This is a genomic window from Streptomyces agglomeratus (assembly GCF_001746415.1).
GTDB classification, from domain to species: domain Bacteria; phylum Actinomycetota; class Actinomycetes; order Streptomycetales; family Streptomycetaceae; genus Streptomyces; species Streptomyces agglomeratus.
Genome location: NZ_MEHJ01000001.1, coordinates 2,645,736 through 2,671,692, shown reverse-complemented (window position 1 = coordinate 2,671,692; position 25,957 = coordinate 2,645,736). Strand labels below are relative to the sequence as shown.

Here is a 25,957-nt window from a genome sequence, read left to right as displayed (position 1 = left end):
GCGGCCCGGTACCGACGACCTCGCACGGCATGTCCGCAAGGTCTCCGCAGCGCCTCCGCGATGCCTCCGTACGGCCCGGATCAGGCCCTGATGGAGGAGTAGCCGGAAGCGCGGAGGCCATGCGGACCGTGGAACAATCGGATTCTGGCTCACATGTACCACTAGCGAGCAGGAGACACAGCACGATGCGTATCGGAGTTCTCACCGCAGGCGGAGACTGCCCCGGGCTGAACGCAGTGATCCGGTCGGTCGTGCACCGCGCCGTCGCAGGTCACGGCGACGAAGTCATCGGCTTCGAGGACGGATTCAAGGGCCTGCTCGACGGCCATTTCCGCCCTCTCGACCTGGACGCCGTCAGCGGCATCCTGGCCCGCGGCGGCACGATCCTCGGCTCGGCGCGCCTGGAGCGCGACCGGCTGCGCGAAGCCGCAGAGAACTGGCACGAGTTGGCGGAGCGCTCAGGCATCGACGCGCTCATCCCGATCGGCGGCGAGGGCACGCTCACCGCGTCCCGGATGCTGTCGGACGCGGGAATGCCGGTGGTCGGCGTACCGAAGACCATCGACAACGACATCAACGGTACGGACCGCACCTTCGGCTTCGACACGGCCGTCGGAGTCGCGACCGACGCCATAGACCGCCTCAAGACCACCGCCGAGTCGCACCAGCGCGTGATGGTCGTCGAGGTCATGGGCCGGCACGCGGGCTGGATCGCGCTGGAGTCCGGGATGGCGGGCGGCGCGCACGGCATCTGCCTGCCCGAGCGGCCCTTCGAGGTCGACGACCTGGTGAAGATGGTCGAGGAACGCTTCTCGCGCGGCAAGAAGTTCGCCGTCGTCTGCATCGCGGAGGGCGCGCGTCCGGCCGAAGGCTCGATGCCGTACGAGAAGGGCGCCATCGACCAGTTCGGGCACGAGCGGTTCACCGGCATCGGCAACCGGCTCGCCAGCGAGCTGGAGAAGCGCCTCGGCAAGGAGGCGCGGCCCGTCATCCTCGGCCACGTCCAGCGCGGCGGCACCCCGACGGCGTACGACCGCGTCCTCGCCACCCGCTTCGGCTGGCACGCGGTGGAGGCGGTGCACCGCGGCGACTTCGGCAACATGACGGCGCTGACCGGCACCGAGATCACGATGGTGCCGCTGGCGGCGGGTGTGGAGGAGCTGAAGACGGTGCCGGACGAGCGGATGTACGAGGCCGAATCGGTCTTCTGAGCCGCACCGCCCCCGCGTGCCCCGCACAGCGGCCGGCCTGACCTTCGAGCGGCCCTGATCGACTCCCCCGTGGACGATCAGGGCCGCTCGGCCGCGTCCGGTCCGTTCCGGCCGGAGTTGCCGGTTCCCACTCTTGAGTTGCCCGCCGCTTTCAACAAGGCTCTTCGTTGTCCCGGACATGTCCCAACTCTGTCCGGCGGGGCGGGAGAGGCGGGAGCACGCGCATGTCCGACGTGACCGGCGGGCCCGGGGCGGGGGAGTCCCCGGATCCGGGCGCGATACGCGACGCCGGCGAGTTCATCGCCGGCCTGCGGGCGCTCAGGGAATGGTCCGGGTTCACCTACCGGGAGCTGACGGCGCGGGCGGAGGCGGTCGGCGACGTACTGCCGCGCAGTACGGTCGCCAACATGCTGGCGCGCACGACACTGCCCCGCGAGGAACTGGTGGCGGCGTACGTACGGGCGTGCGGCAGCGGACCCGGCACGGTCGACAGCTGGCTGAAGGTCCGCAAGGAGCTGGCCGCCGCGGGTGTCCGGGGTGCCGAAGAGGCGCGCGACAGCGGTACGGAGGCGGCGGACGGCGCCGGCGGCGGTTCCGGTGGTGCGGGTGCGGGGAAGCGGCGGACCGTGCCGGCCGTACCGGTGGTCCTCGCGCTGGTCGCGGCGGTGGCGGCCTGGTTGTTCGCGTGGGGCGGCGGGGACGAGGACAAGCAGGGCGGCGGACCGGGCGGCGATCGGGGGAGCACGGCGGCGAGCGAGCCGGCGGGCAGGCGGGGCGGCGGGCCGGTAAGCCGGCCGGTCGCGGGGGAGCGGCTGGTGAAGGTGGGGGAGTCGGACCTCTGCCTGACCGAGCGCTCGGGCTCCAGCGGCCACCTCTACCAGGGGCCCTGCGCGGGCGCGATCCCCCGCTTCACGCTCGTCCCGCGCGCGGGCGGCACCTGGCGCATCGCCACACTGCACCCGACGTACGGCGAAGGCTGCATGGGCGTCCAGCGGTCGTCCCGGCAGACGCCCGCGCCGCTGGAGAACGACTACTGCGGCAGGCGCGGCAAGGCGGAGACCTTCCGGCTGGAGCCGGTCGCACGCCCCGTCGAGGGCTACCGGATCAGGCCCCTGCACACCGGCTTCTGCCTCGGAGTCGACGACGGCGGCCCGGACGCCGGCGCGGACACCGCGGACAGGCTCTGGGCCGAGGTCGTCCAGACGGAGTGCGCGGCGGACGCGGCGCGGCAGATCTTCCGGTTCGAACCGCCCGTCAGGGCATCAGCCGCCAGAAGTAGCTGACTATCCCGTCGAGGAATTCCCGGCCCTTCGCGCCGTCCCCCGAGCCGCCGCCGCTCCAGCTCAGCGTCGACACCATCCGTGACTGGTAGTCGGAGTGCAGGCGCTGGAGCGCCTCCTCCAGCTGGTGGCGCGGCACCGGAACGAGCTTGGCCGCCGGTCGTACGTACGCCTGCCAGCGCGTCGTCACCGCGCTGCTCAGGACCTCGGCCAGGTCCTCGTCGCGGCCCGTCGCCGTGACGAACTCCTGCGGGGTGAGGCCGAGGATCTCGGAGAGCGCGGCGGACTGCCGCTCGTTGCCGCGCCACCGTCCCGTGTCCTCCATCCGCTGGTACGCGTTCGGGTCCACGCCGACCATCCGCGCCAGGTCAGGCGCCGCCAGGCCCCGCGCCATCCGGTGCTCGCGCAGGGTGCCCGGGGCGGCGATCAGGTCGCCGACCGCGCACCACAGGACTCCGGCGAGGGCGCTGATCTCCTGCATGGAGGGTGCGCGCTGCCCGCGCTCCCACGCGACGACGAGGTCGGGACCGATGTTCAGGCCGTACTGCGCACGCAGCCCGTAGGCGACATGGCCCGGCGCCATGCCGAGGGCCTCGCGCAGTTGGCGAGAGGCGAGAGCGTTGAAAGGCGGAGAGGGGTGCACGGGCACACCGTATGGAGGCAAGCGCTTGCATGACTACGGTGCGTTCACCCAAGATCACAACTCGTAGGAACGTCCTACGTTCCTACGATCTCTCCTGCCATCCTCAGGTTACCCTCCGGTCACCCCCGGGACCGCCCCCGCCCGGCGCGAAAGGCCGCGCGGGTGGCGCGTGAGGGAGGGGCGGGACGGTCAACTCGCCCTCAGCGCACGGCGATCCAGCGGTAGTGCAGCTCCGGGCGGCCGACCTGGCCGTACTGCGGACTGCGTTCGGCGCGGCCGGCCGAGACCAGGTGCTCCAGATAGCGGCGGGCGGTGATCCGCGAGATCCCCAGCGCGGCGGCGGCCGCGGCGGCGGTGGTGCCGCTGGCCGACGCGCGCAGGGTACGGGTCACCGCGTCCAGCGTCGGGGCGCTCAGCCCTTTGGGGAGCGCGGCCGGCTGGGGAGTGCGCAGGGCGCCGAGCGCGCGGTCCACCTCGTCCTGGCCGCTGGCCTCGCCGGCGGTGGCGCGGAACTCGGCGTAGCGGACGAGGCGGTCGCGCAGGGTGGCGAAGGTGAAGGGTTTGAGGACGTACTGGACGACCCCCAGGGACACCCCCTCCCGTACGACGGCGAGATCGCGGGCCGAGGTGACGGCGATGACGTCGGCGCTGTGCCCGGCGCCGCGGATCGCGCGTACGAGATGCAGGCCGTGCCCGTCGGGGAGGTAGAGGTCCAGCAGCAGCAGGTCGACCGGGCCGCGGTCGAGCGCCCGGACCGCCTGCGCCCGCGAATGGGCGACCCCGGCGACGGTGAAGCCGGGGACACGGGCGACGTACAGGGCGTGGGCGTCGGCCGCGACGGGGTCGTCCTCGACGACGAGGACGCGGATCGGGGGCGGCCCGGCGGAGCTCATGCCGTGGCCGCTTCCGCGCGCAGCGGCAGTCGTACGGTGAATTCCGCGCCGCCGCCCTGCGCCGCGGTCAGCTCGACCGAGCCGCCGGCCCGGTGCACCGCCTGCCGGACCAGCGCCAGCCCCAGCCCGCGCCCCGGGCTCTTCGTCGACCAGCCGCGGGCGAAGACCGCGTCCGCCGAGGCGGGCGCGATCCCCGGACCGGTGTCCGCCACCCGCAGCAGCAGCCCGGAGCCCTGGTCCGTGCGGGCCGACACGGTGACCCGCGCGCCGTCGCTGCCCTGCGCCGCGTCCACCGCGTTGTCGATCAGGTTGCCGAGGATCGTCACCAGGTCCCGGGCCGGCACGGCGCGCGGCAGCAGGCCGTCGTCGATCCGGCTGTCCTCGTCCAGGACGAGCGCCACACCGCGCTCGTTGGCCTGCGCCGCCTTTCCGAGCAGCAGCGCCGCCAGCACCGGCTCACCGACCGCGCCGACGACCTGATCGGTCAGGGCCTGCGCCAGTTCGAGCTCCGCCGTGGCGAACTCCACGGCCTCGTCCACCCGGCCGAGTTCGATGAGCGAGACGACGGTGTGCAGGCGGTTCGCCGCCTCGTGCGCCTGCGAGCGCAGTGCCTGTGTGAAGCCCCGCTCCGAATCCAGCTCGCCGGACAGTGCCTGGAGCTCGGTGTGGTCGCGCAGGGTTACGACGGTGCCGCGCCGCTCGCCGCCCGTGACCGGCCGGCTGTTGACGACGATCACCCGGTCCGCCGTCAGATGCACCTCGTCGACACGCGGCTCCGGTGCGAGCAGCGCCGACGTCAGCGGGCCCGGCAGGTTGATTTCGGCCACCGGGCGGCCGACGGCGTCCGGCCCCAGCCCGAGCAACTCGCGGCCGCCGTCGTTGATCAGGGCGATGCGCCGCTGCCCGTCGAGCATCAGCAGCCCTTCGCGCACCGCGTGCAGCGCGGCCTCGTGGTAGTCGTGCATCCGGTTCAGCTCGCCGGCGTTCATGCCGTGGGTGTGCCGCCGCAGCCGGGCGTTGATGACGTACGTACCGAGACCGCCGAGGGCGAGCGCGCCCGACGCCACGCCGAGCAGCGCCGTCACCTGCTGCCGCACCTGCGCGCTGATCGCCTCGATGGTGATGCCCGCGCTGACGAGCCCGATGATCCGCTCGCCGCGCTCCTCGGTGTCCCGCACCGGCGCCACCACGCGCACCGACCGCCCCAGGACTCCCACGTACGTCTCGTCGAAGGTGCTGCCCGCCAGCGCCGGCCCGGTGTGTCCCAGATACGTCCGGCCGATCTGCTGCGCCTCCGGGTGGGTCCAGCGGGTGCCGTCCGGCGCCATGATCGTCACGAAGGTGACGCCGGCCTCCTTGCGCAGCGCCTCCGTGTACGGCTGGAGGAGCCCCGTCGGGTGGTCGGAGCGCGCCGCCTCGATCACCGCCGGGGACTTGGCGACGGCGGTGGCGGTCGCGTACGCCTGCCGCCGCGCCGTCTCCTCGGCCTGGGAGCGGTCCGAGACGTACGCGAAGAGGGCGCATCCCGTGACGATCGCCGTCACCAGGACGACCTGCATCGCGAAGAGCTGGCCGGCCAGGCTGCGGGGGCGGGGAAGGCGCATGCGGCAAGTGTGCCTGTCCGAAAACCCGTGAACGAAATGCACGCAACAGTGACGGCCGTCACAGGCGTGATGGATAGTCGCCGGGACCCAACGGGACGTGGGCATCGCAGGACAATCCGAGGAGGACCCCGTGGCAGGGACAGCAGCCGCAAGACGGGACCGCACGCATTATCTCTACATCGCCGTCATCGTCGCCGTGATTCTCGGCATCGTGGTGGGCTTCGCCGCCCCCGGTGTGGCCGTTGAGCTCAAGCCACTCGGCACCGGCTTCGTCAATCTGATCAAGATGATGATCTCGCCGATCATCTTCTGCACGATCGTGCTGGGCATCGGCTCGGTCCGCAAGGCCGCCAAGGTCGGCGCGGTCGGTGGCATCGCGCTCGGCTACTTCACGGTGATGTCACTGGTGGCGCTCTCCATCGGCCTGCTCGTCGGCAACGTGCTGCACCCCGGTGACAGCCTGGCGGTGACCGACGCGATCAAGGAGGCGGGCCAGGGCCAGGTCACGGCCGAGGCCAAGGACACGGTCGAGTTCGTGCTCGGCATCATCCCCACCTCGTTCGTCTCGGCCTTCACCACGGGCGAAGTCCTCCAGACACTCCTCGTGGCGCTGCTCGCCGGGTTCGCGCTACAGGCCATGGGTCCGGCCGGCCGGCCCGTCCTGCGCGGCGTGGAGCACATCCAGCGACTCGTCTTCCGCATCCTCGGCATGGTGATGTGGGCGGCGCCGATCGGTGCCTTCGGCGCGATCGCGGCCGTCACCGGCTCGGCCGGACTCGACGCCCTGAAGAGCCTCGCCGTGCTGATGCTGGGCTTCTACGTCACCTGCTTCCTCTTCGTCTTCATCGTGCTCGCCGCGATGCTGCGCGTCGTAGCGGGGCTCAACATCCTCACGCTCTTCAAGTACCTGGGCCGTGAGTTCCTGCTGATCCTGTCCACCTCCTCCTCGGAGTCCGCCCTTCCGCGGCTCATCGCGAAGATGGAGCACCTGGGCGTGAGCAAGCCGGTGGTCGGCATCACGGTTCCGACCGGGTACTCCTTCAACCTCGACGGCACCATGATCTACATGACCATGGCCTCGCTGTTCATCGCGGACGCCATGGGCACCCCGATGTCGATCGCGGAGCAGATCCCGCTCCTCCTCTTCCTCCTTGTCGCCTCCAAGGGTGCGGCGGGTGTCAGCGGGGCCGGACTGGCCACGCTGGCGGGCGGCCTCCAGTCGCACCGCCCGGAACTGGTCGACGGCGTCGGCCTGATCGTCGGCATCGACCGCTTCATGAGCGAGGCGCGCGCCCTCACGAACTTCGCGGGCAACGCGGTGGCCACCGTCCTGATCGGCACGTGGACGAAGGAGATCGACAAGGGCCGCGTCGACCAGGTGCTGGCCGGACAGGTCCCCTTCGACGAGAAGACGCTGGTCGACGACCACGACCCGGCCGACGGGGACGACGCGGACGAGGCGGCCGGCGAGCAGCCGAATGGCCTGCCGGAGTCGCGTGACGCCGACAAGGCGGCGGCGCGGGTCTGACCGCCGCCGGAGCGGCGACGTGTGTACGGAGGCGGGGGGCGCGGCCGGTGACGGCCGGGCCCCCCGCCTCCGTCGTCCCCGCCTGCCGCCTGCTGCCTTGCCTTGCCTTGACGCCGACGTCAACGATTACCGTCGGGCCATGCGAATCGGCGAGCTGGCGGAGCGGGCGGGGACGACCACCCGGGCGCTGCGCTACTACGAGTCCCGCGGGCTCCTCCCCGCCCGGCGCGCGGTGAACGGCTACCGCACGTACGACGAGGACGACCTGCGGCTCCTCCGGCAGATCCGGGTCCTCCAGGAGTTCGGGTTCGACCTGGAGGAGACCCGGCCCTTCGTGGACTGTCTGCGGGCCGGCCATCCGGCGGGGGACTCCTGCCCGGCCTCGCTGGACGTGTACCGGCGCAAGCTGGCCGAACTGGACGTGCTGATCGGCCAGTTGAACGACGTCCGCGTCCAGGTGGGGGCCCAGCTCGCCCGCGCCGAACTCGAAGCCGGGGCGGCGCTGCCGGGCGGTCCCGAGCCGCGCTGCGAACTGTCGACTGCCGAACTGACGGCTGCCGGACCGGCGGCTGACGACGACCGACGTAACGACGGACTGAGGAGAGCCTGATGGTGCGAGCAGTGGATGTGGACGAGGTCACGGACGCGACCTTCGGCGACGACGTACTGAAATCCGGGCTGCCGGTCCTGGTCGAGTTCACGGCCGACTGGTGCGGGCCCTGCCGTCAGCTCGCGCCCGTACTGAGCGAGGTGGCCCGGGAGGAAGCCGGCCGGCTCAAGGTCGTCCAGCTCGATGTGGACATGAACCCCGAGACGACCCTGCGGTACGGCGTGCTGTCCATGCCGACGCTCATCGTCTTCCGCGACGGCGAGCCCGTGAAGCAGATGGTCGGCGCCCGCCCCAAGCGCCGGCTCCTCGCGGAGCTCCAGCAGGAGCTTGAGCTGGAGCCGGCGGAGAGGTAGGCGACCGGCTGCGGACAGGGCAAAAGAAATACCCCGGGGAAATTGACACCCGGGGTATTTCTCTGTGTATATTGAGCGTTTCTGCGACCTTGTATTAAATTGGTCACAGAGGTGCCGCATGAACACAGCATAGCTTGTTGGGAGCTGAATTGTCAACCGAGGAATTTCAGAAGGAGCAGGAATTCATTACCGGTCTCTACGCGCGCCTCGACGACCTGCGCGAAGAGGCGGAGTCCACGGTGCGCGGCGCGTTGACGCAGGTGGGCACGGGCCACCACCAGGCGAAGCTGGAGCGCGACGTGCTGGTGGCCGAGCAGTCCGGACTGCTCGCCGCATTCAATGCGGGAGAGAGCGGGCTCTGCTTCGGGCGCCTGGACTTCCAGGACGGACGCCAGTACCACATGGGGCGCATCGGAATCCGGCAGAGCGACGCCGACCGTACTCCTCTTGTCATCGACTGGCGTGCCGACATCGCCCGCCCCTTCTATCTCGCGACCGGATATTCCCCGATGGGCCTGCGACGCCGCCGGCACATCAGCACCGAGGGCCGGACCGTCACCGCCCTGCACGACGAGATCCTCGATCTGACCGACACCACCCGTACCGGCCACGAGGGCTCCGCCGCCGACACCGTGCTGCTCGCCGCGCTGGACGCGGCCCGCTCCGGGCGGATGCACGACATCGTGCGGACCATCCAGGCCGAGCAGGACCGCATCATCCGGGGCCCGCACCAGGGCGTACTCGTCGTGGAGGGCGGACCCGGCACCGGCAAGACCGTCGTCGCGCTGCACCGGGCGGCGTACCTGCTGTACGCGTACCGCGACCTGCTCGCCCGCCGGGGCGTGCTGATCGTCGGGCCCAACCCCGCGTTCCTCGCGTACATCGGGGAAGTACTGCCCTCGCTCGGTGAGACCGGCGTGCTGCTGGCGACCGTGGGCGAGCTGTTCCCGGGCGTCACCGCCACCGGAACGGACACCTCGGCGGCCGCCGAGGTCAAGGGCCGGGCCACCATGGCGGACGCCCTCGCCCGTTTCGTACGGGACCGTCAGACCGCGCCCGACCCGGGCATCGAGATCGAGCACGACGACGGCAGGCTGGTACTGGACCGGGCGATGGCGGAGGACGCCCGGGCCGCCGCCCGTCAGACCGGGCTGCCGCACAATCTGGCCCGCCCCCACTTCGCCTTCCGGATCATCGACGCGCTCACCGAGCAGCTCGCCGATCGGATCGGCGCCGACCCGTACGGCGGCCCCAACTTCCTCGGCCCCGACGACATCGCGCAGCTCGGCAAGGCCATCGCGCTCAGTGGCGAGGTGCACGCGGCCATCGAAGAGCTGTGGCCGATGCTCACCCCGCAGCAGCTGGTCACCGAGTACCTCGCCGACCCCGTGTACCTGCCGGACATCGACGCCGAGCTGATCCGGCGCACCGGCGGCCCCTGGACGCCCGCCGACGTGCCGCTCCTCGACGAGGCCGCCGAACTGCTCGGCCATGACGACTCGGCCGCGCGGGCCGCCGAGGAGGCCGAGCGCCAGCAGCGCATCGCCTACGCCCAGGGCGTGCTGGACATGGCGTACGCCTCCCGTACCTACGAGTTCGAGGACAAGGAGGACGTCGACAAGGACGCGTCCGAGGTGCTGGGCGCCCACGACATCGTCGACGCCGAGCGGATGGCCGAGCGCCACGAGGAGGCCGACCACCGCAGCGCCGCCGAACGGGCCGCCGCCGACCGCACCTGGGCCTTCGGCCACATCATCGTCGACGAGGCGCAGGAACTGTCCGCCATGACCTGGCGGTTGCTGATGCGCCGCTGCCCGACCCGCTCCATGACGCTGGTCGGCGACCCGGCGCAGACCGGTGACGAGGCGGGCTGCGACTCCTGGCAGCAGATCCTCGGCCCGTACGTCGGGGACCGCTGGGAGCACACCCGCCTGCGCGTCAACTACCGTACGCCCGCCGAGATCATGGAGGTCGCGGCAGGTGTACGGCGTGCCGAGGACCCCTCCTTCGAACCGCCGGGCTCCGTCCGCTCCACCGGTGTACGGCCCCGGGCGCGCGGGGCGCGGCCGGAGGACCTCGCACGTACCGTCGCCGAGACGGTCGCCGACGAGGCGCCGCGGGAGGGCCGGCTGGCCGTCGTCGCCCCCGCCGCCCTGCACCCGGAGCTCGTCGCCGCGCTGCCCGGCGCGTCGTACGGCACCACACCCGACCTCACCCGGGACGTCGTGCTCCTCGACCCCCGGCAGACGAAGGGCCTGGAGTTCGACACGGTGGTCGTCGTCGAACCGGGACGGATCCTCGCCGGCTCCGCGCGCGGCGCGAACGATCTCTACGTCGCCCTGACCCGGGCCACGCAGCAGCTCGCCGTCGTCCACACGGGAGCCCTTCCCGAATGCCTCCGGGAAGGGCTCACGCAGGAGACGCAGGAGACGCAGCAGATCCAGGAAGCGGTCAGGCCGGCCTGAACCACACCGTCGCAAGCGGCGGCAGCGTCAGCTCCAGACTCGGCCGGCCCCCGTGCGCCCCGGCCGGCTCGGGCTTGAGCGGCTCGGTGTTGCGTACGTCGCTGCCCCCGTACTGGGCCGCGTCCGTGTTCAGGACCTCCGTCCAGGCCGGGATCAGGTCCGGCACGCAGAGCCGGTACCCGTGCCGGACGACCGGCGAGAAGTTGGAGACGGCCAGCAGGGGACCGCTCTTCGCGTCGAAGCGCAGGAACGCGAAGACGTTGTCCTCGGCGGCGTCGCCCGCCACCCACGTGAAGCCCTCGGGCGACGTGTCCAGCTCCCACAGGGCGGGCGTGGCGGTGTACACCTGGTTGAGGTCGCGCACCAGGTCACGTACACCGCGGTGGTCGGGCTCCGCCGAGTACGACGGGTCGAGCAGCCACCAGTCGGGGCCGTGCCCCTCCGACCACTCCGCTCCCTGGGCGAACTCCTGTCCCATGAACAGGAGCTGCTTGCCGGGGTGCGCCCACATGTAGGCGAGGTACGCGCGGTGGTTGGCGCGCTGCTGCCACCAGTCGCCCGGCATCTTGCTCACCAGGGCCTGCTTGCCGTGCACCACCTCGTCGTGCGAGATGGGCAGCACGTAGTTCTCGCTGTACGCGTACACCATCGAGAAGGTCATCTCGTTGTGGTGGTACTTGCGGTGCACCGGCTCCTTGCTGATGTACACCAGCGAGTCGTGCATCCACCCCATGTTCCACTTCAGGCCGAAGCCCAGGCCGCCGCTGTCGGTGGGGCGGGTCACGCCGTCCCAGGCCGTGGACTCCTCGGCGATCGTCACGACGCCGGGGTTGCGGCGGTAGACGGTCGCGTTCATCTCCTGGAGGAAGGCCACGGCGTCCGGATTGTCGCGGCCACCGAACTCGTTCGGCGCCCACTCGCCGTCCTCGCGCGAGTAGTCGAGGTAGAGCATCGAGGCGACCGCGTCGACGCGCAGGCCGTCGATGTGGAACTCCTCGCACCAGTACGTGGCGTTGGCGACCAGGAAGTTGCGCACCTCCGGGCGGCCGTAGTCGAATTCGAGCGTGCCCCAGTCGGGGTGCTCGGCGCGCCGCCAGTCCTCGTGCTCGTACAGGTTCGCGCCGTCGAACCGCGCCAGCGCCCAGTCGTCCTTGGGGAAGTGGGCCGGGACCCAGTCCATGATCACGCCGATGCCGGCCCGGTGCAGCGACTCCACCAGGAACCGGAAGTCGTCGGGCGTGCCCATGCGGGCCGTCGGGGCGTACAGGCCGGTGACCTGGTAGCCCCACGAGCCGCCGAAGGGGTGCTCGGCGACCGGCATCAGCTCGACATGGGTGAAGCCCAGATCGGCGACGTACGCGGGAAGCTGCTCGGCGAGCTCGCGGTACGACAGTCCGGGCCGCCACGAGGCCAGGTGCACCTCGTAGACCGAGAACGGAGCCTTGTGCACGGGCCGGTCGGCCCGGTGCTCCATCCACTCCTGGTCGCGCCACTCGTGGTGCGAGGCCGTCACGATGGACGCGTTGGCGGGCGGGCACTCGGTGCGCCGGGCCATCGGGTCGGCGCGCATCGTGTGACTGCCGTCCGGGCGCATGATCTCGAACTTGTAGAGCGTGCCCTCGCCGACGCCGGGCACGAACAGCTCCCAGACACCCGACGAGCCGAGGGAACGCATCGGGAACCCGGTGCCGTTCCAGTAGTTGAAGTCGCCCGCGACGCGCACGCCGCGCGCGTTCGGCGCCCAGACGGTGAAGCGGGTGCCGCTCACGCCCTGGTGGACCATCGGCTGCGCGCCGAGCGCCCGCCACAGCTCCTCGTGGCGGCCCTCGCCGATGAGGTACAGGTCGAGTTCACCGAGCGCGGGCAGGAAGCGGTACGGGTCCTGCACCTCCAGCTCGTTGTCGTCGTACGTGACGACCAGGCTGTACTCCGGCGGCACGGCGTCCAGCGGCAGCACGCCGGAGAACAGGCCGTCGCCGTCGTCGTGCAGCGGCGTGCGGTGCCCGTCGGCCAGCACGGTGACGGCCCGGGCGAAGGGCCGCAGCGCACGGAAGACGACGCCCTTCGCGGCTCCCTGAACGGGGTGGGCGCCGAGCAGGCCGTGCGGGTCGTGATGACCGCCGGCCAGCAGCCGGTCCCGGTCACTGCCGTGGAGGGCGGGGCCGTCCGGCTGCGGCTGGGGAGCCTTGGTCCGCCGGGGCGTGGCGGCCTTTTCGGCCTTGTCGGCCTTCGTGTTCTTGGCGCTCCTGGCCGCGCGCGCGGCGGCCTGCGGCTTGCCGGACTCCGCGTCCTGAGCGGCCTTGGCGGCGGAGTCGGGAGGACCCGCGGCGGCCGGGGACTGCGTGACCTTGGCGGTCCTGGCCGGCCTGGGCTGCTTCACCGCCCTGGCGGGCTTGCGCGGCGGCGGGGTCTCGGCGGCCTTCAGGGGCTGCGGAGCGTCCTGCGGAGCCTGGGTCGGCTCGATCGCCTCTGCCTGCTTGGGAGCCCTGGCGGACTTGGCCCGCTTGCGCGGCGCCGCGGGCGGCGCGGCCTCGGGCTGCGCCGCCTCGGGCTGCGCCGCCTCGGGCGGCGTGGGCGCGTTCGGGGACTCGGCGGACTTGCGGGACGGTGGACGGGGGGTCACGGGTGCGGCCTCCTCGGGAGGATCCGGTCGGGTGCGGTGGACGGGGGGAGATTGGCTGAATCGCGTGGCGCGGGGGCGCGCGGGCCCGGTGGTCCGGCCGCGCGCCGGAGCCACAGGCGCCCGCGGCCGCCCCCGGCCGCCCACGGGCCGGCCAGGCCGCGCGGGCGTGCGGAGGGTCGTGCTGACCGGTGTCGGATCATGGCGTCGGTCCCGGGGTGTGGTCGGTGTCCGGGGGCGGTTCGGTTGCGCGGTGGCCGGTGGGGTCCGAGGGCGGTGCGGGGTGGCTGTGCGGGGGCGTCCCCGGGGGCCGGGTGGAACCCGCCCCGCCGCCGTGCCGCTGCGCCGCCCCGTGGAACGGGCCGGCGGTGCGGTGCGCGGAGCTCTCCGGGCGGTGGCCGGACACGCCGCCCGAAGTGGTCCCGTGGCGGTGGCCGACCGAGCCGGCGGGCGCCGCCGCGAGGCCGGTCGGGGTCGCCGACGCCAGGCGGTGGATGGCGGCCAGGGGGACCGGGAGCCAGTCCGGGCGGTGGCGGGCCTCGTAGAGGACCTCGTACACCGCCTTGTCCGTCTCGTACGCCCGCAGCAGCTCCGGCTCGTCCCGCGGATCGCTGCCGGACGCCTTCGCGTAGCCGTCGCAGAACGCCTCCCGGCACCGTGTCGCCCACTCCGCGTCCCACGGCTGGTGCGAGCGCGCCGCGTAGTCGAAGGACCTGAGCATCCCCGCCACGTCGCGTACGACCGGCTGCGGGCGGCGCCGTTCCGCGAGCGGGCGCGACGGCTCCCCCTCGAAGTCGATCACCGACCACTCACCGCCCGGCGCCCGGAGCGTCTGCCCCAGGTGCAGGTCGCCGTGCACCCGCTGGGCCGGCCACGCCCGCCCTGCCCGCCCCCGCGCCGCGAACGCGTCGAACGCGGTGCGCAGGGCCGGGACGTACGGAACCAGGGCGGGCACCGCCTGCGCCGCCGCGTCGAGCCGTTCGGTCATCGCCGCCGCCAGTGCCTCCGTCTGCTGCCTGCGCAGCGTCACCGTCGGCAGGGCGTCGGCGAGCGCGGTGTGCACCTCGGCGGTGGCCCGGCCCAGCGCCTGCGCGTCGGCGGTGAAGTCGTTTCCGACGGCGAGGGCCCGCAGCGCGCGCTGCCAGCCGTCCTCCGAGCCGTGCAGGAAGGGTTGCAGGACTCCGAGGGTGTAGGGCTCGTACGGATCGTCGGCGTTGTCGGCCTCGTACCAGGCGACCGGCGCCGGCACGCGCTCGCAGCCCTTGCGGGCGAGGGCCAGCGGCAGCTCCAGATCCGGATTGGAGCCGGGACTGACCCGTCGGAAGACCTTGAGAATGAACGAATCTCCATAGACGAGGGACGAGTTGGACTGTTCCGCGCCCAGCGGCCTCGGCGTGAGGCCGGGCGGGATGACGACCGACGGGTCGCGCTCGAAGCGCAGCGCCCCCGGCGCACCCGTGTTGCGCAGCCGCTCCAGAAGGAGACCCGCCAGCCGCGGGTCCAGCAGCGCGTCGTAGACGGTGAGACCGGCCAGCGGGCCCTCCTGTACGTGCCCGATCAGGGCCGGTGCCAGCCGTGGCGGCAGCGCGGACCGTACGCCGAGCAGCAGTTGATAGCAGTCGGCCACCGGCGGCGCCGGCGGACCGTGGGTGGAACCGGCGGGCTGCTGAACGCTCACCAGCAGATGCAGCAGCCCGGGAGCGCCCGGAGCACCGCCACCGGAGCCGCCGCCCGCGGGCAGCAACTCCGTGGCGGCGACGAGCGAGAACCCGGTGACCGGGCGTCCCTTTCCGGCGAACCACCGCTGCCTGGGCAGCCATTCGTGCAGCAGCGGCGCCAGCGAGGGGAGCAGCGCCGGGGGTGGGGCCGGCGGAGTGGCGCGGCGGGCGACCGTACTCCGGGTGGATGCAGCCTCCGACATGGCATCGCGTCCTTTCCCCGGGCACGCCACAGGATGCGCAGAGTGTCCCGGATTGCGACCGTAGCTGTCCGGGCGGTGCGTGGGGTTCTCCCCGCAGTCGAAACGCGGGAAGTGTCGGGTCGGGGATCGTCCGTACGGACCCGATATGAGGGGGAGAGTGCCCAGGGCGGGGCGGTGGAAACCGCCCCGCGCCGGACGGTACTTCAGGCGCGCTTGGCCGGCGGCGGCGTCGGGTCCTTGCGCAGCCGGAACCAGTAGAAGCCGTGACCTGCGAGGGTCAGCAGATACGGCCATTCGCCGATGGCCGGGAATCGCACCCCGCCGATCAGCTCGACCGGATGACGGCCGTTGAAGGTCTGGAGATCGAGTTCCGTCGGCTGCGGGAAGCGCGAGAAGTTGTGGACGCACAGCACCAGGTCGTCCTTGTACTCGCGCAGGAACGCGATCACGGCCGGGTTGGTCGACGGCAGCTCGGTGTACGAGCCGAGGCCGAAGGCCGGGTTCTGCTTGCGGATCTCGATCATCCGCCGCGTCCAGTGCAGCAGCGAGGAGGGCGAGGTCATCGCCGCCTCGACGTTGGTGACCTGGTACCCGTAGACGGGGTCCATGATCGTGGGGAGGAAGAGCCGTCCCGGGTCGCAGGACGAGAAACCGGCGTTGCGGTCGGGGGTCCACTGCATCGGGGTGCGCACGGCGTCCCGGTCGCCCAGCCAGATGTTGTCGCCCATCCCGATCTCGTCGCCGTAGTACAGGATCGGCGAGCCGGGAAGCGACAGGAGCAGAGCCGTGAACAGCTCGATCTGGTTGCGGTCGTTGTCGAGGAGCGGGGCGAGCCGCCGCCGGATGCCGATGTTGGCGCGCATCCGCGGGTCCTTGGCGTACTCCGCGTACATGTAGTCGCGCTCTTCGTCCGTGACCATTTCGAGGGTCAGCTCGTCGTGGTTGCGCAGGAAGATGCCCCACTGGCAGTTGGACGGGATGGCCGGGGTCTTGGCCAGGACTTCCGACACCGGGTAGCGGGATTCACGGCGTACGGCCATGAAGATGCGGGGCATGACCGGGAAGTGGAAGGCCATGTGGCACTCGTCGCCCCCCTTCTTGAAGTCGCCGAAATAGTCGACGACGTCTTCCGGCCACTGGTTGGCCTCGGCGAGGATCACGGTGTCCGGGTAGGACGCGTCGATCTCGGTGCGGACCCGCTTGAGGAACTCATGGGTGCGCGGGAGGTTCTCGCAGTTCGTTCCCTCCTCCTGGTAGAGGTAGGGAACGGCGTCGAGGCGGAAGCCGTCGATGCCCAGGTCCAGCCAGAAGCGCAGGGCGGAGATCATCTCCTCCTGCACGGCCGGGTTCTCGTAGTTGAGATCCGGCTGGTGCGAGAAGAAGCGGTGCCAGAAGTACTGCTTGCGGACCGGGTCGAAGGTCCAGTTGGACGTCTCCGTGTCGACGAAGATGATCCGGGCGTCCTGGTACTGCTTGTCGTCGTCGGCCCAGACGTAGTAGTCGCCGTAGGGGCCGTCCGGGTCGGACCGCGACTCCTGGAACCACGGGTGCTGGTCGCTCGTGTGGTTCATGACAAAGTCGATGATGACGCGCATGCCGCGGTGGTGTGCGGCGTCCACGAACTCCACGAAGTCGGCGAGGTCACCGAACTCGGGGAGGACGGACGTGTAGTCGGATACGTCGTAACCGCCGTCGCGCAGCGGTGACTTGAAGAACGGCGGCAGCCAGAGACAGTCGACGCCGAGCCATTGGAGGTAGTCCAGCTTGGCGGTGATGCCCTTGAGGTCGCCGACGCCGTCTCCATTGCTGTCCTGGAAGGATCGGACGAGCACCTCGTAGAACACCGCGCGCTTGAACCACTCGGGGTCGCGGTCCTTGGCGGGAGTGTCCTCGAATGTGTCGTGGACGGGCTCATTGACGATCATGATGTGGGTGACCCTCCGATCGGCGGGGACGGTCGCAGGACGACGATGTGCGCGGGCGTACGGCCCGGCTCGAGGCGCACATAGTTGGCCCTGCCCCAGTGGTAGGTCTCGCCGGTGAGCTCGTCGCGCACCGGGACGGAATCGGACCAGTCGAGGCCGAGTTCCGGCATGTCCAACGAGACCGTGGCCTCCTGGGTGTGGTGAGGGTCGAGGTTGACGACCACCACAACGATGTTCGAACCGGAGCGCTTCGAGTACGCGATGACCGCGTCGTTGTCGGCGTGGTGGAAGTGCAGGTCGCGCAGCTGCTGAAGCGCCGGGTGACGGCGGCGCACGCGGTTGAGGGTGGTGATCAGCGGGGCGATGGTGCGGCCCTCGCGTTCGGCCGATTCCCAGTCGCGCGGGCGCAGTTGGTACTTCTCCGAGTCGAGGTACTCCTCGCTGCCCGGCTTGGCCGGCGCGTTCTCGCACAGCTCGTAGCCCGCGTACACCCCCCACGAGGGAGCCAGCGTGGCGGCCAGCACGGCCCGTACCTCGAAGGCGGGACGGCCGCCCTGCTGGAGGTAGGCGTGCAGGATGTCCGGGGTGTTCACGAAGAAGTTCGGGCGCATGTACGAAGCCGCGTCGCCGGTGAGTTCGGTGAGGTACTCGGTGAGTTCCTGCTTGGTGTTGCGCCAGGTGAAGTACGTGTACGACTGCTGGAAGCCGATCGCTCCGAGCGTGTGCATCATCGCGGGGCGCGTGAACGCCTCGGCGAGGAAGATGACGTCGGGGTCGGTGCGGTTGATGTCCGCGATGACCTTCTCCCAGAAGACCACCGGCTTGGTGTGCGGATTGTCGACGCGGAAGATCCGTACGCCGTGGCTCATCCACAGCCGCAGCACCCTGAGCGTTTCCCTGACCAGGCCCGGCATGTCGGCGTCGAACGCGATCGGGTAGATGTCCTGGTACTTCTTCGGCGGGTTCTCGGCGTACGCGATGGAGCCGTCGGCGCGGTGGTGGAACCACTCCGGGTGCTCATTGACCCAGGGGTGGTCGGGCGAGCACTGGAGCGCGAAGTCCAGCGCGATCTCCATGCGCAGGTCCCGGGCGCGTGCGACGAAGTCGTCGAAGTCCGCGAAGGTGCCGAGGTCGGGGTGGATCGCGTCGTGGCCGCCGTCCGCCGAACCGATCGCCCACGGCACGCCGACGTCCTTGGCGGACGCCGAAAGCGTGTTGTTCGGGCCCTTGCGGTGGGTGGTGCCGATGGGGTGAACGGGCGGCAGGTAGACCACGTCGAAGCCCATCGCGGCGACGGCGGGCAGCCGCTCGGCGGCCGTCTTGAACGTGCCGCTCTTCCACTTCCCTCTTTTGTCGGTACGTGCGCCCTCGGAACGCGGGAAGAACTCGTACCAGGACCCGAAGAGCGCGCGCTCGCGCTCGACGAGCAGCGGCATCTCGGGCGAGGACGTGACCAGCTCGCGCAGCGGGTGGCGGGAGAGCGCGGCGTCCGCCTCCGGGCCGAGCGCGGCGGCGAGCCGGACGGCGGGGGGCTTCGCGGTGTCGCGCAGCGCGTCCACGGCGGCCAGGACGGCCTCGCGCCCGTCCTTCTTCGGCACGCCCGATGCGGCCCGCTCGTACAGCTCCGCGCCCTCCGCGAGGACCAGCTCGGTGTCCTGGTCCGCCGGGATCTTGATCCGGGCGTTGTGGCGCCAGGTGGCCACGGGGTCCGACCATGCCTCCACGGCGTACGTCCACTGCCCCTCGGCCAGGGGCGTCACGCGGGCCCCCCAGCGGTCGGTGCCCGGCGCGAGTTCGCGCATCGGGGTCCAGGGGCCCTCCCGGCCCGCCGGGTCACGCAGGACGACGTTCGCGGCGACGGCGTCGTGGCCCTCGCGGAAGACGGTGGCGGTGACTTCGAACGTCTCACCGGCCACCGCCTTCGCCGGCCTTCTGCCGCAGTCGACGGCGGGACGTACGTCCAGGACAGGGATGCGACCGATCATTGGCTCACCTGGGGGCTGTGCGGCCGCGGTCGAGCGCGGCTCGCGTTCGGGGGCTTTCTTGGGGTCTGTCCTTTTTATCTGCTCCGTTGGCGACTGGTGGGGTGCGGGCATCACCGCTCCTGTCCACGTTCACTCGGGTGGACCGACTTGGACCGACTTGGGGTGCGTGGGGGGCGTACCGGAGGAGCCTTCCCTCGTACTACGGGTGCGCAATCCGGGGCCTTGTTAACTACCGATGCGTAAGGGTGGCGAAAAATGTCGGCCCGGACCGGCGCGAACCGGACCGCGGGTGCGGGTGCGGAACGAAGGCCGCCCCGCCTTGTGGGCGGGGCGGCCGTTGAACCGGTGCGCGGGGGTGCCGCTGGGTCAGTTGTTCACCTGGAGCAGGCGGTTCGGGGAGGCGAGGCCGGCGCCGGTGATCTTGTCCGGGACCGCCTTCGCGGCCAGGGCCCCGCTCACCTCCGCCGGGGTCGCCGACGCGTGGTCCGCCAGGTAGAGCGCCGCGGCGCCGGCCGTGTGCGGGGCAGCCATCGACGTACCGGAAAGGGTCTTTGTCACTGTGTCACCCGTGTTCCAGGTGGACGTGACCGCCACGCCGGGGGCGAAGAGGTCGAGCCCCGGGCCCCAGTTCGAGAAGCTCGCGCGCGCGTCCTTGGCGTCGGTGGCGCCGACGGTGACCGCCTCCGTGACGCGGGCCGGCGAGTAGAGGTTCGCCGGCAGCCCTTCGTTGCCCGCCGCGACCGTGTACGTGACGCCGGACGCGATCGAGTTGCGTACGGCCGCGTCGAGCTGGGCGTTGGCGAATCCGCCGAGGCTCAGGTTCGCCACGGCCGGCTTCACGGCGTTACGGGTCACCCAGTCGATGCCCGCGATCACCTGGGCCGTCGTACCCGCGCCCGCGTCGTCGAGCACCCGTACGCCGACCACCTCGGCCTTCTTCGCGACCCCGAACGTCCCGCCCGCCACGGTCCCGGCGACGTGCGTGCCGTGGCCGTTGCCGTCCTGGGCGGTGGCGTCGCCGTCGACGAAGTCCCAGCCGCTGCTCGCCCGGCCGCCGAAGTCCTGGTGGGACGCGCGGATGCCGGTGTCGATGACGTACACCCGCACGCCGCCGCCGGCGCTGTCGGGATGGGTGTACGAGGTGTCCAGGGGCAGGGCCGGCTGGTCCAGCCGGTCCAGGCCCCAGGTGGGGTCCGTCTGGGTGGTGTTCAGCCGGACCTCGGTGTCCTGGACCACCGAGGCGACGTTCGGGTCGGCCGCGAGGCGCTTGGCCTCCGCCTCGCCGGCTCTCACCGCGTAACCGTTGAGCGCCGTGCTGTACGTGTGCTCGATGGTCGCGCCGTACAGCCGCGCGAGGTCGCTGCCGGCCTCGGAGGGAGCCTTGATTCCCCCCGGCCCGGTCTTGAGCGTGACGATGTAGCTGTCGCCGACCGAGCCGGGGGCACCGGCTCCGAGTATTCGCCCCTCGGCCGGGGCGGCCTGCGCGGGCAGTGTGACGGCCGAGAGAACCGCTGCCGCGGTGACCGCGGTGAAGGCCCCCGCGAGGCGCGGGCGGGTATGTCGCGTTCGAGCCATGGGCTGAGTTCCCTCCTCAACATGGCGCACCTGCCGCGGAGTTGATCCGGCACTTTCCGCCGGTCCGGGGTGGGCTGCCGCAGACACCTGCGAGGCAGCTCCTGTGCGCTGTGAAGCACTACAAGACCGCACGCCGGGACGGAATGGTCGGGAGTACCGGTGAGGGCATTGCGCAGGAGATCACTCAGGTCGTCCGCAGGTCTTCCAAAAGAGGGAGGCCGGGTACGCCGGTACTACGAGGCCGCGGTCGCCTCGTCCGACCAGATCTGCCACGGCTGCCTGGCCACCCACTCGTCCACCGGAGCCGGCCGCACGGACAGCGCCCCGGCGGCGCCGTCGTCGGCCGCCATCAGGTCCGGGCCCGCGCCGCTCGCCAGGTAGTGGTAGATGCCCGCCACACCGGCCGCCGCGACCGGGCCGACGACGCGCGCCAGCCCCTCTTCGAAGACGTGCGGGTCCAGCGGTACGTACCGCACGTCCCGGCCGAGTCCGCGCGCGAACGCCTGCGCGAGCTCGTGCCCCGTAAGGCTCCGCGAGCCGCCGATGTCCAGCGTGCGGCCGGCCACACCGTCCACGGTGAGCGCCGCGTACACCGCCTCGGCGAGGTCCCGGTGCGAGATCCAGGCGGTCCGGGTGGCGGCGGGCAGGGGGTAGGCGAGTACGCCCTCCTTCGCCAGCGCCGGGCCGTTCCACGGGCTGAAGAGGTTGTCGAGGTAGACCGGCGGGCGCAGCACCACCAGCTCCACGTCGCTGCCGCGCAGGCCCTCCCGCAGCACCGTCTCGGCCAGCCGCCGGGTCTCGAAGGCCGCCACATCGGTGGAGGCCCGGGGGACGCGGGTGTTGGAGTTGTAGACGACTCTGCGCACTCCGGTCTCACGGGCCGCGTCCGCGATGTTGCGCGCGTACGCCCCGACCGTCTCGGCGTCGTACACCAGCGGCATCACCACCGAGGCGTGCGTGGCGCGCTCGAAGAGGTGGCGTACGTGGTCCGCGTGCGCGAGGTCGCCGTTGACGAAGGCGGTTCCCGCGAGGGCGGGGCGCTCGCCCTCGGGCCTGCGCGTCAGGGTGCGGACGCGGTGCTTGCGCTCGGCCAGCAGACGGGCCACCGCGCCACCCTGGAAGCCGGTCGCCCCCACGACCGCGACGCGCATCGGAATCTGATCGGACATGAGTGTGTAGAGCCCTTCGATAGGGTGAGGCTGTCGCCGTGAACGGTCTGTCCAGGCTGGCGGCGGGGGCTTCGGCCGATCAATTAACAAACCGGGGCGAGGGTTGAGGGATCGTCCAATGGACGGCATGGCACGAGAAGTCGACGACGGCGAAGATCTGCTCAGCGAGCTGCTGAAGCCCTTGCGCCTCACCGGCGTTTTCGACAGCCGCTGGCACGTGAACGCCCCGTGGGCCATCGAGGGCGACGCCGAGCAGAGCTGCGCCGTACTCCACTACATCGTCGAGGGCGGCTGCTGGATCAGCGGCGAGGGCCAGACCCCTCTCGAACTGAACACGGGCGACCTCGCCGTCTTCCCGACCGGCATCGCGCACCGGCTCTCCGACCGGCCGGACCGGCAGGGCCTGCCGCTGCGCGCGGTGCTGCCCGAACGGCAGCCCGGCACGTCCGGCGAGATCCGGATCGAGGGCAGCGGGCCGGCGAGCCGGCTGCTGTGCGCCGGGCTCCACTACGACGCCAGCGCCGCCACCGGGCTGTACAAGGCGCTGCCGTGGGCCCTGGTGCTCGACGGCCCGCAGGTCGCGGCCGAGCCGCTGCTGCGGGACACGCTGCGGCTGCTCGCGGCCCCGGACCGGCCGGTGGGGCCCGGCGACCGGCTCATCACGCTGCGCGCCTTCGAGATGGCGCTGGTCCTCGCGCTGCGGCCGCTGCTGCGGGAACTCGCCGACAGCCCCGCCGCGCTGCCGGTACTGCGGCACCCCGGTATCAGCAGGGCCATGGTGATCATCGCGACCCGGTTCGCGGAGCCGTGGACCATCGAGTCGCTGGCCCGCGAGGTCGGCATGTCCCGCTCCGCCTTCACCGCCGCCTTCCGCTCGCTAGTCGGTGACGCTCCGGCCCGGCACCTGACGGGGCGGCGGATGCAGGAGGCGGCGCGGCTGCTGCGGGAGACGACGGTCGCGCAGTCGGCGGTGCCGCAGCGGGTCGGCTACCAGAGCGCGGTCGGCTTCCACCTCGCGTTCCGCAAGTGGTTCGGTACGACGCCGGGCGAGTACCGCACCGCGGCGGGCGCGGCGTAGGCCCCGCCGGACGCGATTGGCCGTTCGTCCCGGACCCGATTGGCCGTTCGTCCCGGACCCGGCCGGCCGGTTCGTCCCGGACCCGGCCGGCCGGTTCGTCCCGGACCCGACTGGCCGGTTCATAAGGACCGGTGGACGGGTGTTCATTGCCGGGGCGGACGCGGCCAGACAGGCTCGGCAACGGCAGTGCCGTTCCGCATGAGGAGAAAAGGTGACGAGGTCCGGTCAGGATTATCTGGAAGCGCTGCGAGACGGCCGAGAGGTGTGGCTGGACGGCGAGCGGGTCAAGGACGTCACCCGGCACCCCGCCTTCCGCAACACCGCGGGCTCCATCGCCCGCCTCTTCGACCTCGCGCACGACTCCGAGCACACCCCGGTGCTCACCACCGGGGGTGTCCACCGGGCGTACCACGTCCCGCACTCGTACGAGGACCTGGTCGCCCGCCGCCGGGCGTACAAGGTCTGGGCGGAGGCGAGCTTCGGCTTCCTCGGCCGTACGCCCGACTACATGGCCGGCGGCGCGGCCGGCTTCGCGGCGCTCCCGCACGTCTTCACCACGGAGTCCTTCGACGGGGCCCCGAACGCCCTCGCCTACCACCGGCGGCTGGCGGAGGGCGACCTCTACCCCACCTTCACCATCACCAACCCGCAGATCGACCGCACCAGGTCCGCCTCCGAGCAGGAGGAGGACGACCTCGTGGTCCGGGTCGTCGCCGAGCGCGACGGCGGGATCGTCGTACGCGGCGCCAAGATGATCGGCACCGGGGCCGTCTTCGGCAACGAGGTGATCGTCGGGACGATCGAGCCGCTCGCCCCGCAGGACATCGAGCACGCGGTGTGCTTCTCCGTACCGATCGACACCCCGGGGCTGAAGTTCCTGTCCCGCACGTCCTACGAGGCACAGGCGCGCAGCGTCTTCGACAACCCGCTCTCCTCCCGCTTCGACGAGAACGACGCGCTCCTGGTCTGCGAGGACGTCTTCGTACCGTGGGAGAACGTCCTCGCCTACCGCAACGTCGACGCGAGCTTCGCGATGTGGTGGCAGACCCCCGCGTACGTCAACTTCGTGCACCAGGCGGCGACCCGCTTCTGGACCAAGCTGGAATTCCTCACCGGCCTCGCCATCCTCATCACCAAGGCCAACAACACCTACCGGCTGCCGCCCGTCACCCAGGCCGTCGGCCGGCTGATGGGCAAGGTCGCCCAGGCGAAGGCGTTCGTCCTGGCCGCCGAGGCGTCGTACGAGAACGTCGAGGGCGGCCACGGCGTGAAGCCCGGCAAGGAGATCTCCTTCGCGCAGCGCATCATGGCCGGCGAGCTCTACCCGCAGGCCGTGCAGGAGATCAAGATGCTCGCGGGCGGCGGAGTCATCCAGTTGCCCGCCTCCGCCGAGGACCTGCTGCACCCCGAACTCGGGCCGCTCGTCAAGAAGTACATCCGCTCGCCCGGACACCCCGCCGAGGACCGGATCAAGCTGCTCAAGCTGGCCTGGGACGCGCTCGGTTCGGAATTCGCCGGACGGCACGAGCAGTACGAGCGCTTCTATCACGGCGCCCCGCACGTCTACCTGACGCAGCAGGCGTGGGAGGGCGACACCGATGCCTGCGAGTCGCTCGCGCGGTCCTGCCTCGACGGCTACACACTGGGGCGGGGCGCGACGCGGTGAAGGGCTCCCCGAAGGCGGCGCTCGCGCTGCTCGCCTCCACCCAGCTGCTGCTCATCATGGACACCGCGATCATCAACGTCGCGCTGCCCTCCATCGGTGAGGATCTCGGCTCGGGGTCGGCGGGACTGTCGTGGGTGGCCAACGCCTACCTCATCACCTTCGGAGGTCTGCTGCTCCTCGGCGGCCGCACGGCCGATCTGTTCGGTCACCGGCGGCTGTTCGTCGCCGGCCTCGGCCTGCTGGCGGCGGCCTCCGCCGCCGGCGGGCTCGCCCAGACCTCCGGCGCGCTCGTGGCCGCCCGCGCCGTCCAGGGCGTGGGGGCCGCGCTCGCCGCCGCCGCCGCGTTCGCCCTGCTGCTGATCCTGTTTCCGCACGGGCCGGCGCGGCACACGGCGCTCGGCGCGTTCGCCGCGATGGGCGGGCTCGGCGGCGTACTCGGCACCGTCTTCGGCGGGGTCCTCACCGACCTGCTCGGCTGGCGCTCGACCTTCTGGCTCAACGTGCTCGTCGAGGTGCTCCTCGGCGTACTGGCCCTGCGGCTCCTCGGCGGCGGTACGCGCTCCGCCGAGCGCGGCTTCGACCTCGGCGGCGCACTCACCGCCACCGGGGGGCTGGGCCTGATCGCGTACGCCCTCGTCGGCGCGGGCGAGGCGGGCTGGACCGGCGGACGGACGCTCGCCGCCGGCGGCGCCGGACTGCTGCTGCTCGTCACCTTCGCCGTACTCGAACGGAAAATCGCGCGCCCGCTGGTGCCGCCCGCCGTGCTGCGGCGGCCCGCCCTGCGGCTCGCCAATGTCCTCAGCGCGCTCGCGCAAATGGCGCTCTTCCCGATGTTCTTCCTCGTCAGCCTCTATCTCCAGAGCGTGCTCGGCCACTCCCCGCTCATCGGCGGCCTCGGGCTGCTGCCGCTGTCGGTCGTCGTCGTGCTCACCGCACCGCAGAGCGGGCGCCTCATCGCCCGCATCGGCCTGCGGTCCACCATGACGCTCGGCTTCGGCCTGCTCTTCGCCGGTACGGCCTGGCTGGCCCTGGCGCTGGCCGCCGAGGGCGCCTTCCTCACCACCGTCCTCGCACCCAGCCTGGTGCTCGGCCTCGCGCTGCCGCTGGTCATGGTCACCACCAATGTGGCCGCGACAGCCGAGGCGTCACCCGAGGAGACGGGGCTCGCCTCCGGACTCGTCAACACCAGCCAGCAGTTCGGCTCGGTGCTGGGCCTCGCCGTACTCGTCGCCGTCGCCACCGCCGCCACCGAGGCGTCCGCCGGCGCGGCGGCCACGGCCGAGACCGAGGGCTTCAGGGCCGCGCTGCTCGTCGGCGCCGCTCTGGCCGGCGTGGCCGGACTCCTCTCCACCCGGTTGCGCCTCCCCGCGACCGCCCATCTCCCGGCACCCCGGGAGCAGGTGGAGAACGCCGCGAAGTAACCGCGGGGCG

Annotated in this window: 17 protein-coding genes and 1 pseudogene; 9 read left to right on the top strand and 9 right to left on the bottom strand. The window is 71.7% G+C overall.

Features of this window, described 5'->3' with window-relative positions; all coding sequences use genetic code 11:
• Window positions 1-185: 185 nt before the first annotated feature.
• Complete coding sequence (locus AS594_RS11150; RefSeq protein ID WP_069926863.1) at window positions 186-1,211, top strand: ATP-dependent 6-phosphofructokinase; 1,026 nt, start codon at window positions 186-188, stop codon at window positions 1,209-1,211.
• Between the two features lie 224 nt (window positions 1,212-1,435).
• Complete coding sequence (locus tag AS594_RS11145) at window positions 1,436-2,494, top strand: helix-turn-helix domain-containing protein (protein WP_069933043.1); 1,059 nt, start codon at window positions 1,436-1,438, stop codon at window positions 2,492-2,494.
• Here AS594_RS11145 and AS594_RS11140 read toward each other — a convergent pair.
• The 3 genes from AS594_RS11140 to AS594_RS11130 form a co-directional block, all read right to left on the bottom strand.
• Window positions 2,466-3,140 (bottom strand): helix-turn-helix domain-containing protein, encoded by a 675-nt coding sequence (locus tag AS594_RS11140; protein WP_420877775.1) that lies wholly within the window; start codon window positions 3,138-3,140, stop codon window positions 2,466-2,468. The genes AS594_RS11145 and AS594_RS11140 overlap by 29 nt on opposite strands.
• Window positions 3,141-3,334: 194 nt before the next feature.
• Complete coding sequence (locus tag AS594_RS11135) at window positions 3,335-4,027, bottom strand: response regulator (RefSeq protein ID WP_069933044.1); 693 nt, start codon at window positions 4,025-4,027, stop codon at window positions 3,335-3,337.
• Entirely contained in the window at window positions 4,024-5,631 is a 1,608-nt protein-coding gene (locus tag AS594_RS11130) for a sensor histidine kinase (protein ID WP_069933045.1), read from the bottom strand. The genes AS594_RS11135 and AS594_RS11130 overlap by 4 nt, the downstream gene beginning before the upstream one ends.
• A 130-nt stretch (window positions 5,632-5,761) precedes the next feature.
• On the opposite strand from AS594_RS11130, the gene AS594_RS11125 reads away from it, so the two are divergent.
• From AS594_RS11125 to AS594_RS11110, 4 genes are all read left to right on the top strand, one after another.
• Window positions 5,762-7,159, top strand: a complete 1,398-nt coding sequence (locus tag AS594_RS11125; protein WP_069933046.1) for a cation:dicarboxylate symporter family transporter — start codon at window positions 5,762-5,764, stop codon at window positions 7,157-7,159.
• A gap of 139 nt (window positions 7,160-7,298) precedes the next feature.
• Window positions 7,299-7,769 (top strand): MerR family transcriptional regulator, encoded by a 471-nt coding sequence (locus AS594_RS11120; RefSeq protein ID WP_069933047.1) that lies wholly within the window; start codon window positions 7,299-7,301, stop codon window positions 7,767-7,769.
• Entirely contained in the window at window positions 7,769-8,122 is a 354-nt protein-coding gene (gene trxA, locus AS594_RS11115; protein ID WP_069933048.1) for a thioredoxin, read from the top strand. Before AS594_RS11120 ends, trxA begins: the two co-directional genes overlap by 1 nt.
• Before the next feature lie 149 nt (window positions 8,123-8,271).
• Window positions 8,272-10,587, top strand: coding sequence for a HelD family protein (locus AS594_RS11110; RefSeq protein ID WP_069933049.1), 2,316 nt, complete (start codon window positions 8,272-8,274; stop codon window positions 10,585-10,587).
• Here the strand turns inward: AS594_RS11110 and glgB are convergent.
• The 6 genes and pseudogenes from glgB to AS594_RS11080 all read right to left on the bottom strand — a co-directional run bounded on the left by glgB (window position 10,574) and on the right by AS594_RS11080 (window position 21,782).
• Window positions 10,574-13,210, bottom strand: a complete 2,637-nt coding sequence (gene glgB / locus AS594_RS11105) for a 1,4-alpha-glucan branching enzyme (RefSeq protein ID WP_420877774.1) — start codon at window positions 13,208-13,210, stop codon at window positions 10,574-10,576. The two genes, AS594_RS11110 and glgB, sit on opposite strands and share 14 nt — an antisense overlap.
• A gap of 478 nt (window positions 13,211-13,688) precedes the next feature.
• Window positions 13,689-15,128: pseudogene (locus tag AS594_RS11100) on the bottom strand (maltokinase N-terminal cap-like domain-containing protein); the annotation flags it as partial.
• Between the two features lie 203 nt (window positions 15,129-15,331).
• Entirely contained in the window at window positions 15,332-17,053 is a 1,722-nt protein-coding gene (treS, locus tag AS594_RS11095) for a maltose alpha-D-glucosyltransferase (RefSeq protein ID WP_069933050.1), read from the bottom strand.
• A complete protein-coding gene (locus AS594_RS11090; protein WP_069933051.1) occupies window positions 17,050-19,038 on the bottom strand; it encodes an alpha-1,4-glucan--maltose-1-phosphate maltosyltransferase in 1,989 nt (662 codons plus the stop codon). Before AS594_RS11090 ends, treS begins: the two co-directional genes overlap by 4 nt.
• Window positions 19,039-19,404: 366 nt before the next feature.
• Window positions 19,405-20,613, bottom strand: coding sequence for a S8 family peptidase (locus tag AS594_RS11085; protein WP_069933052.1), 1,209 nt, complete (start codon window positions 20,611-20,613; stop codon window positions 19,405-19,407).
• Window positions 20,614-20,846: 233 nt separating this feature from the next.
• Complete coding sequence (locus AS594_RS11080; RefSeq protein WP_176741045.1) at window positions 20,847-21,782, bottom strand: SDR family oxidoreductase; 936 nt, start codon at window positions 21,780-21,782, stop codon at window positions 20,847-20,849.
• A gap of 127 nt (window positions 21,783-21,909) precedes the next feature.
• Between AS594_RS11080 and AS594_RS11075 the strand changes: the two genes are divergently transcribed.
• From AS594_RS11075 to AS594_RS11065, 3 genes are all read left to right on the top strand, one after another.
• The gene (locus AS594_RS11075; RefSeq protein ID WP_107358115.1) at window positions 21,910-22,860 is read left to right on the top strand and encodes an AraC family transcriptional regulator; all 951 of its coding nucleotides are present in this window, start codon (window positions 21,910-21,912) and stop codon (window positions 22,858-22,860) included.
• A 211-nt stretch (window positions 22,861-23,071) separates the two neighbouring features.
• Window positions 23,072-24,526 (top strand): 4-hydroxyphenylacetate 3-hydroxylase family protein, encoded by a 1,455-nt coding sequence (locus AS594_RS11070; protein ID WP_069933054.1) that lies wholly within the window; start codon window positions 23,072-23,074, stop codon window positions 24,524-24,526.
• A complete protein-coding gene (locus AS594_RS11065; RefSeq protein WP_079148702.1) occupies window positions 24,523-25,947 on the top strand; it encodes an MFS transporter in 1,425 nt (474 codons plus the stop codon). Before AS594_RS11070 ends, AS594_RS11065 begins: the two co-directional genes overlap by 4 nt.
• The last annotated feature ends 10 nt before the right edge of the window (window positions 25,948-25,957 follow it).

Bases quoted from the DNA above. Each gene is read 5' to 3' on its own strand.
- AS594_RS11150 (WP_069926863.1), top strand. From the start codon at position 186: ATGCGTATCGGAGTTCTCACCGCAGGCGGAGACTGCCCCGGGCTGAAC.
- AS594_RS11145 (WP_069933043.1), top strand. From the start codon at position 1,436: ATGTCCGACGTGACCGGCGGGCCCGGGGCGGGGGAGTCCCCGGATCCG.
- AS594_RS11135 (WP_069933044.1), bottom strand. From the start codon at position 4,027: ATGAGCTCCGCCGGGCCGCCCCCGATCCGCGTCCTCGTCGTCGAGGAC.
- AS594_RS11130 (WP_069933045.1), bottom strand. From the start codon at position 5,631: ATGCGCCTTCCCCGCCCCCGCAGCCTGGCCGGCCAGCTCTTCGCGATG.
- AS594_RS11120 (WP_069933047.1), top strand. From the start codon at position 7,299: ATGCGAATCGGCGAGCTGGCGGAGCGGGCGGGGACGACCACCCGGGCG.
- trxA (WP_069933048.1), top strand. From the start codon at position 7,769: ATGGTGCGAGCAGTGGATGTGGACGAGGTCACGGACGCGACCTTCGGC.
- treS (WP_069933050.1), bottom strand. From the start codon at position 17,053: ATGATCGTCAATGAGCCCGTCCACGACACATTCGAGGACACTCCCGCC.
- AS594_RS11090 (WP_069933051.1), bottom strand. From the start codon at position 19,038: ATGATCGGTCGCATCCCTGTCCTGGACGTACGTCCCGCCGTCGACTGC.
- AS594_RS11085 (WP_069933052.1), bottom strand. From the start codon at position 20,613: ATGGCTCGAACGCGACATACCCGCCCGCGCCTCGCGGGGGCCTTCACC.
- AS594_RS11080 (WP_176741045.1), bottom strand. From the start codon at position 21,782: ATGTCCGATCAGATTCCGATGCGCGTCGCGGTCGTGGGGGCGACCGGC.
- AS594_RS11075 (WP_107358115.1), top strand. From the start codon at position 21,910: ATGGCACGAGAAGTCGACGACGGCGAAGATCTGCTCAGCGAGCTGCTG.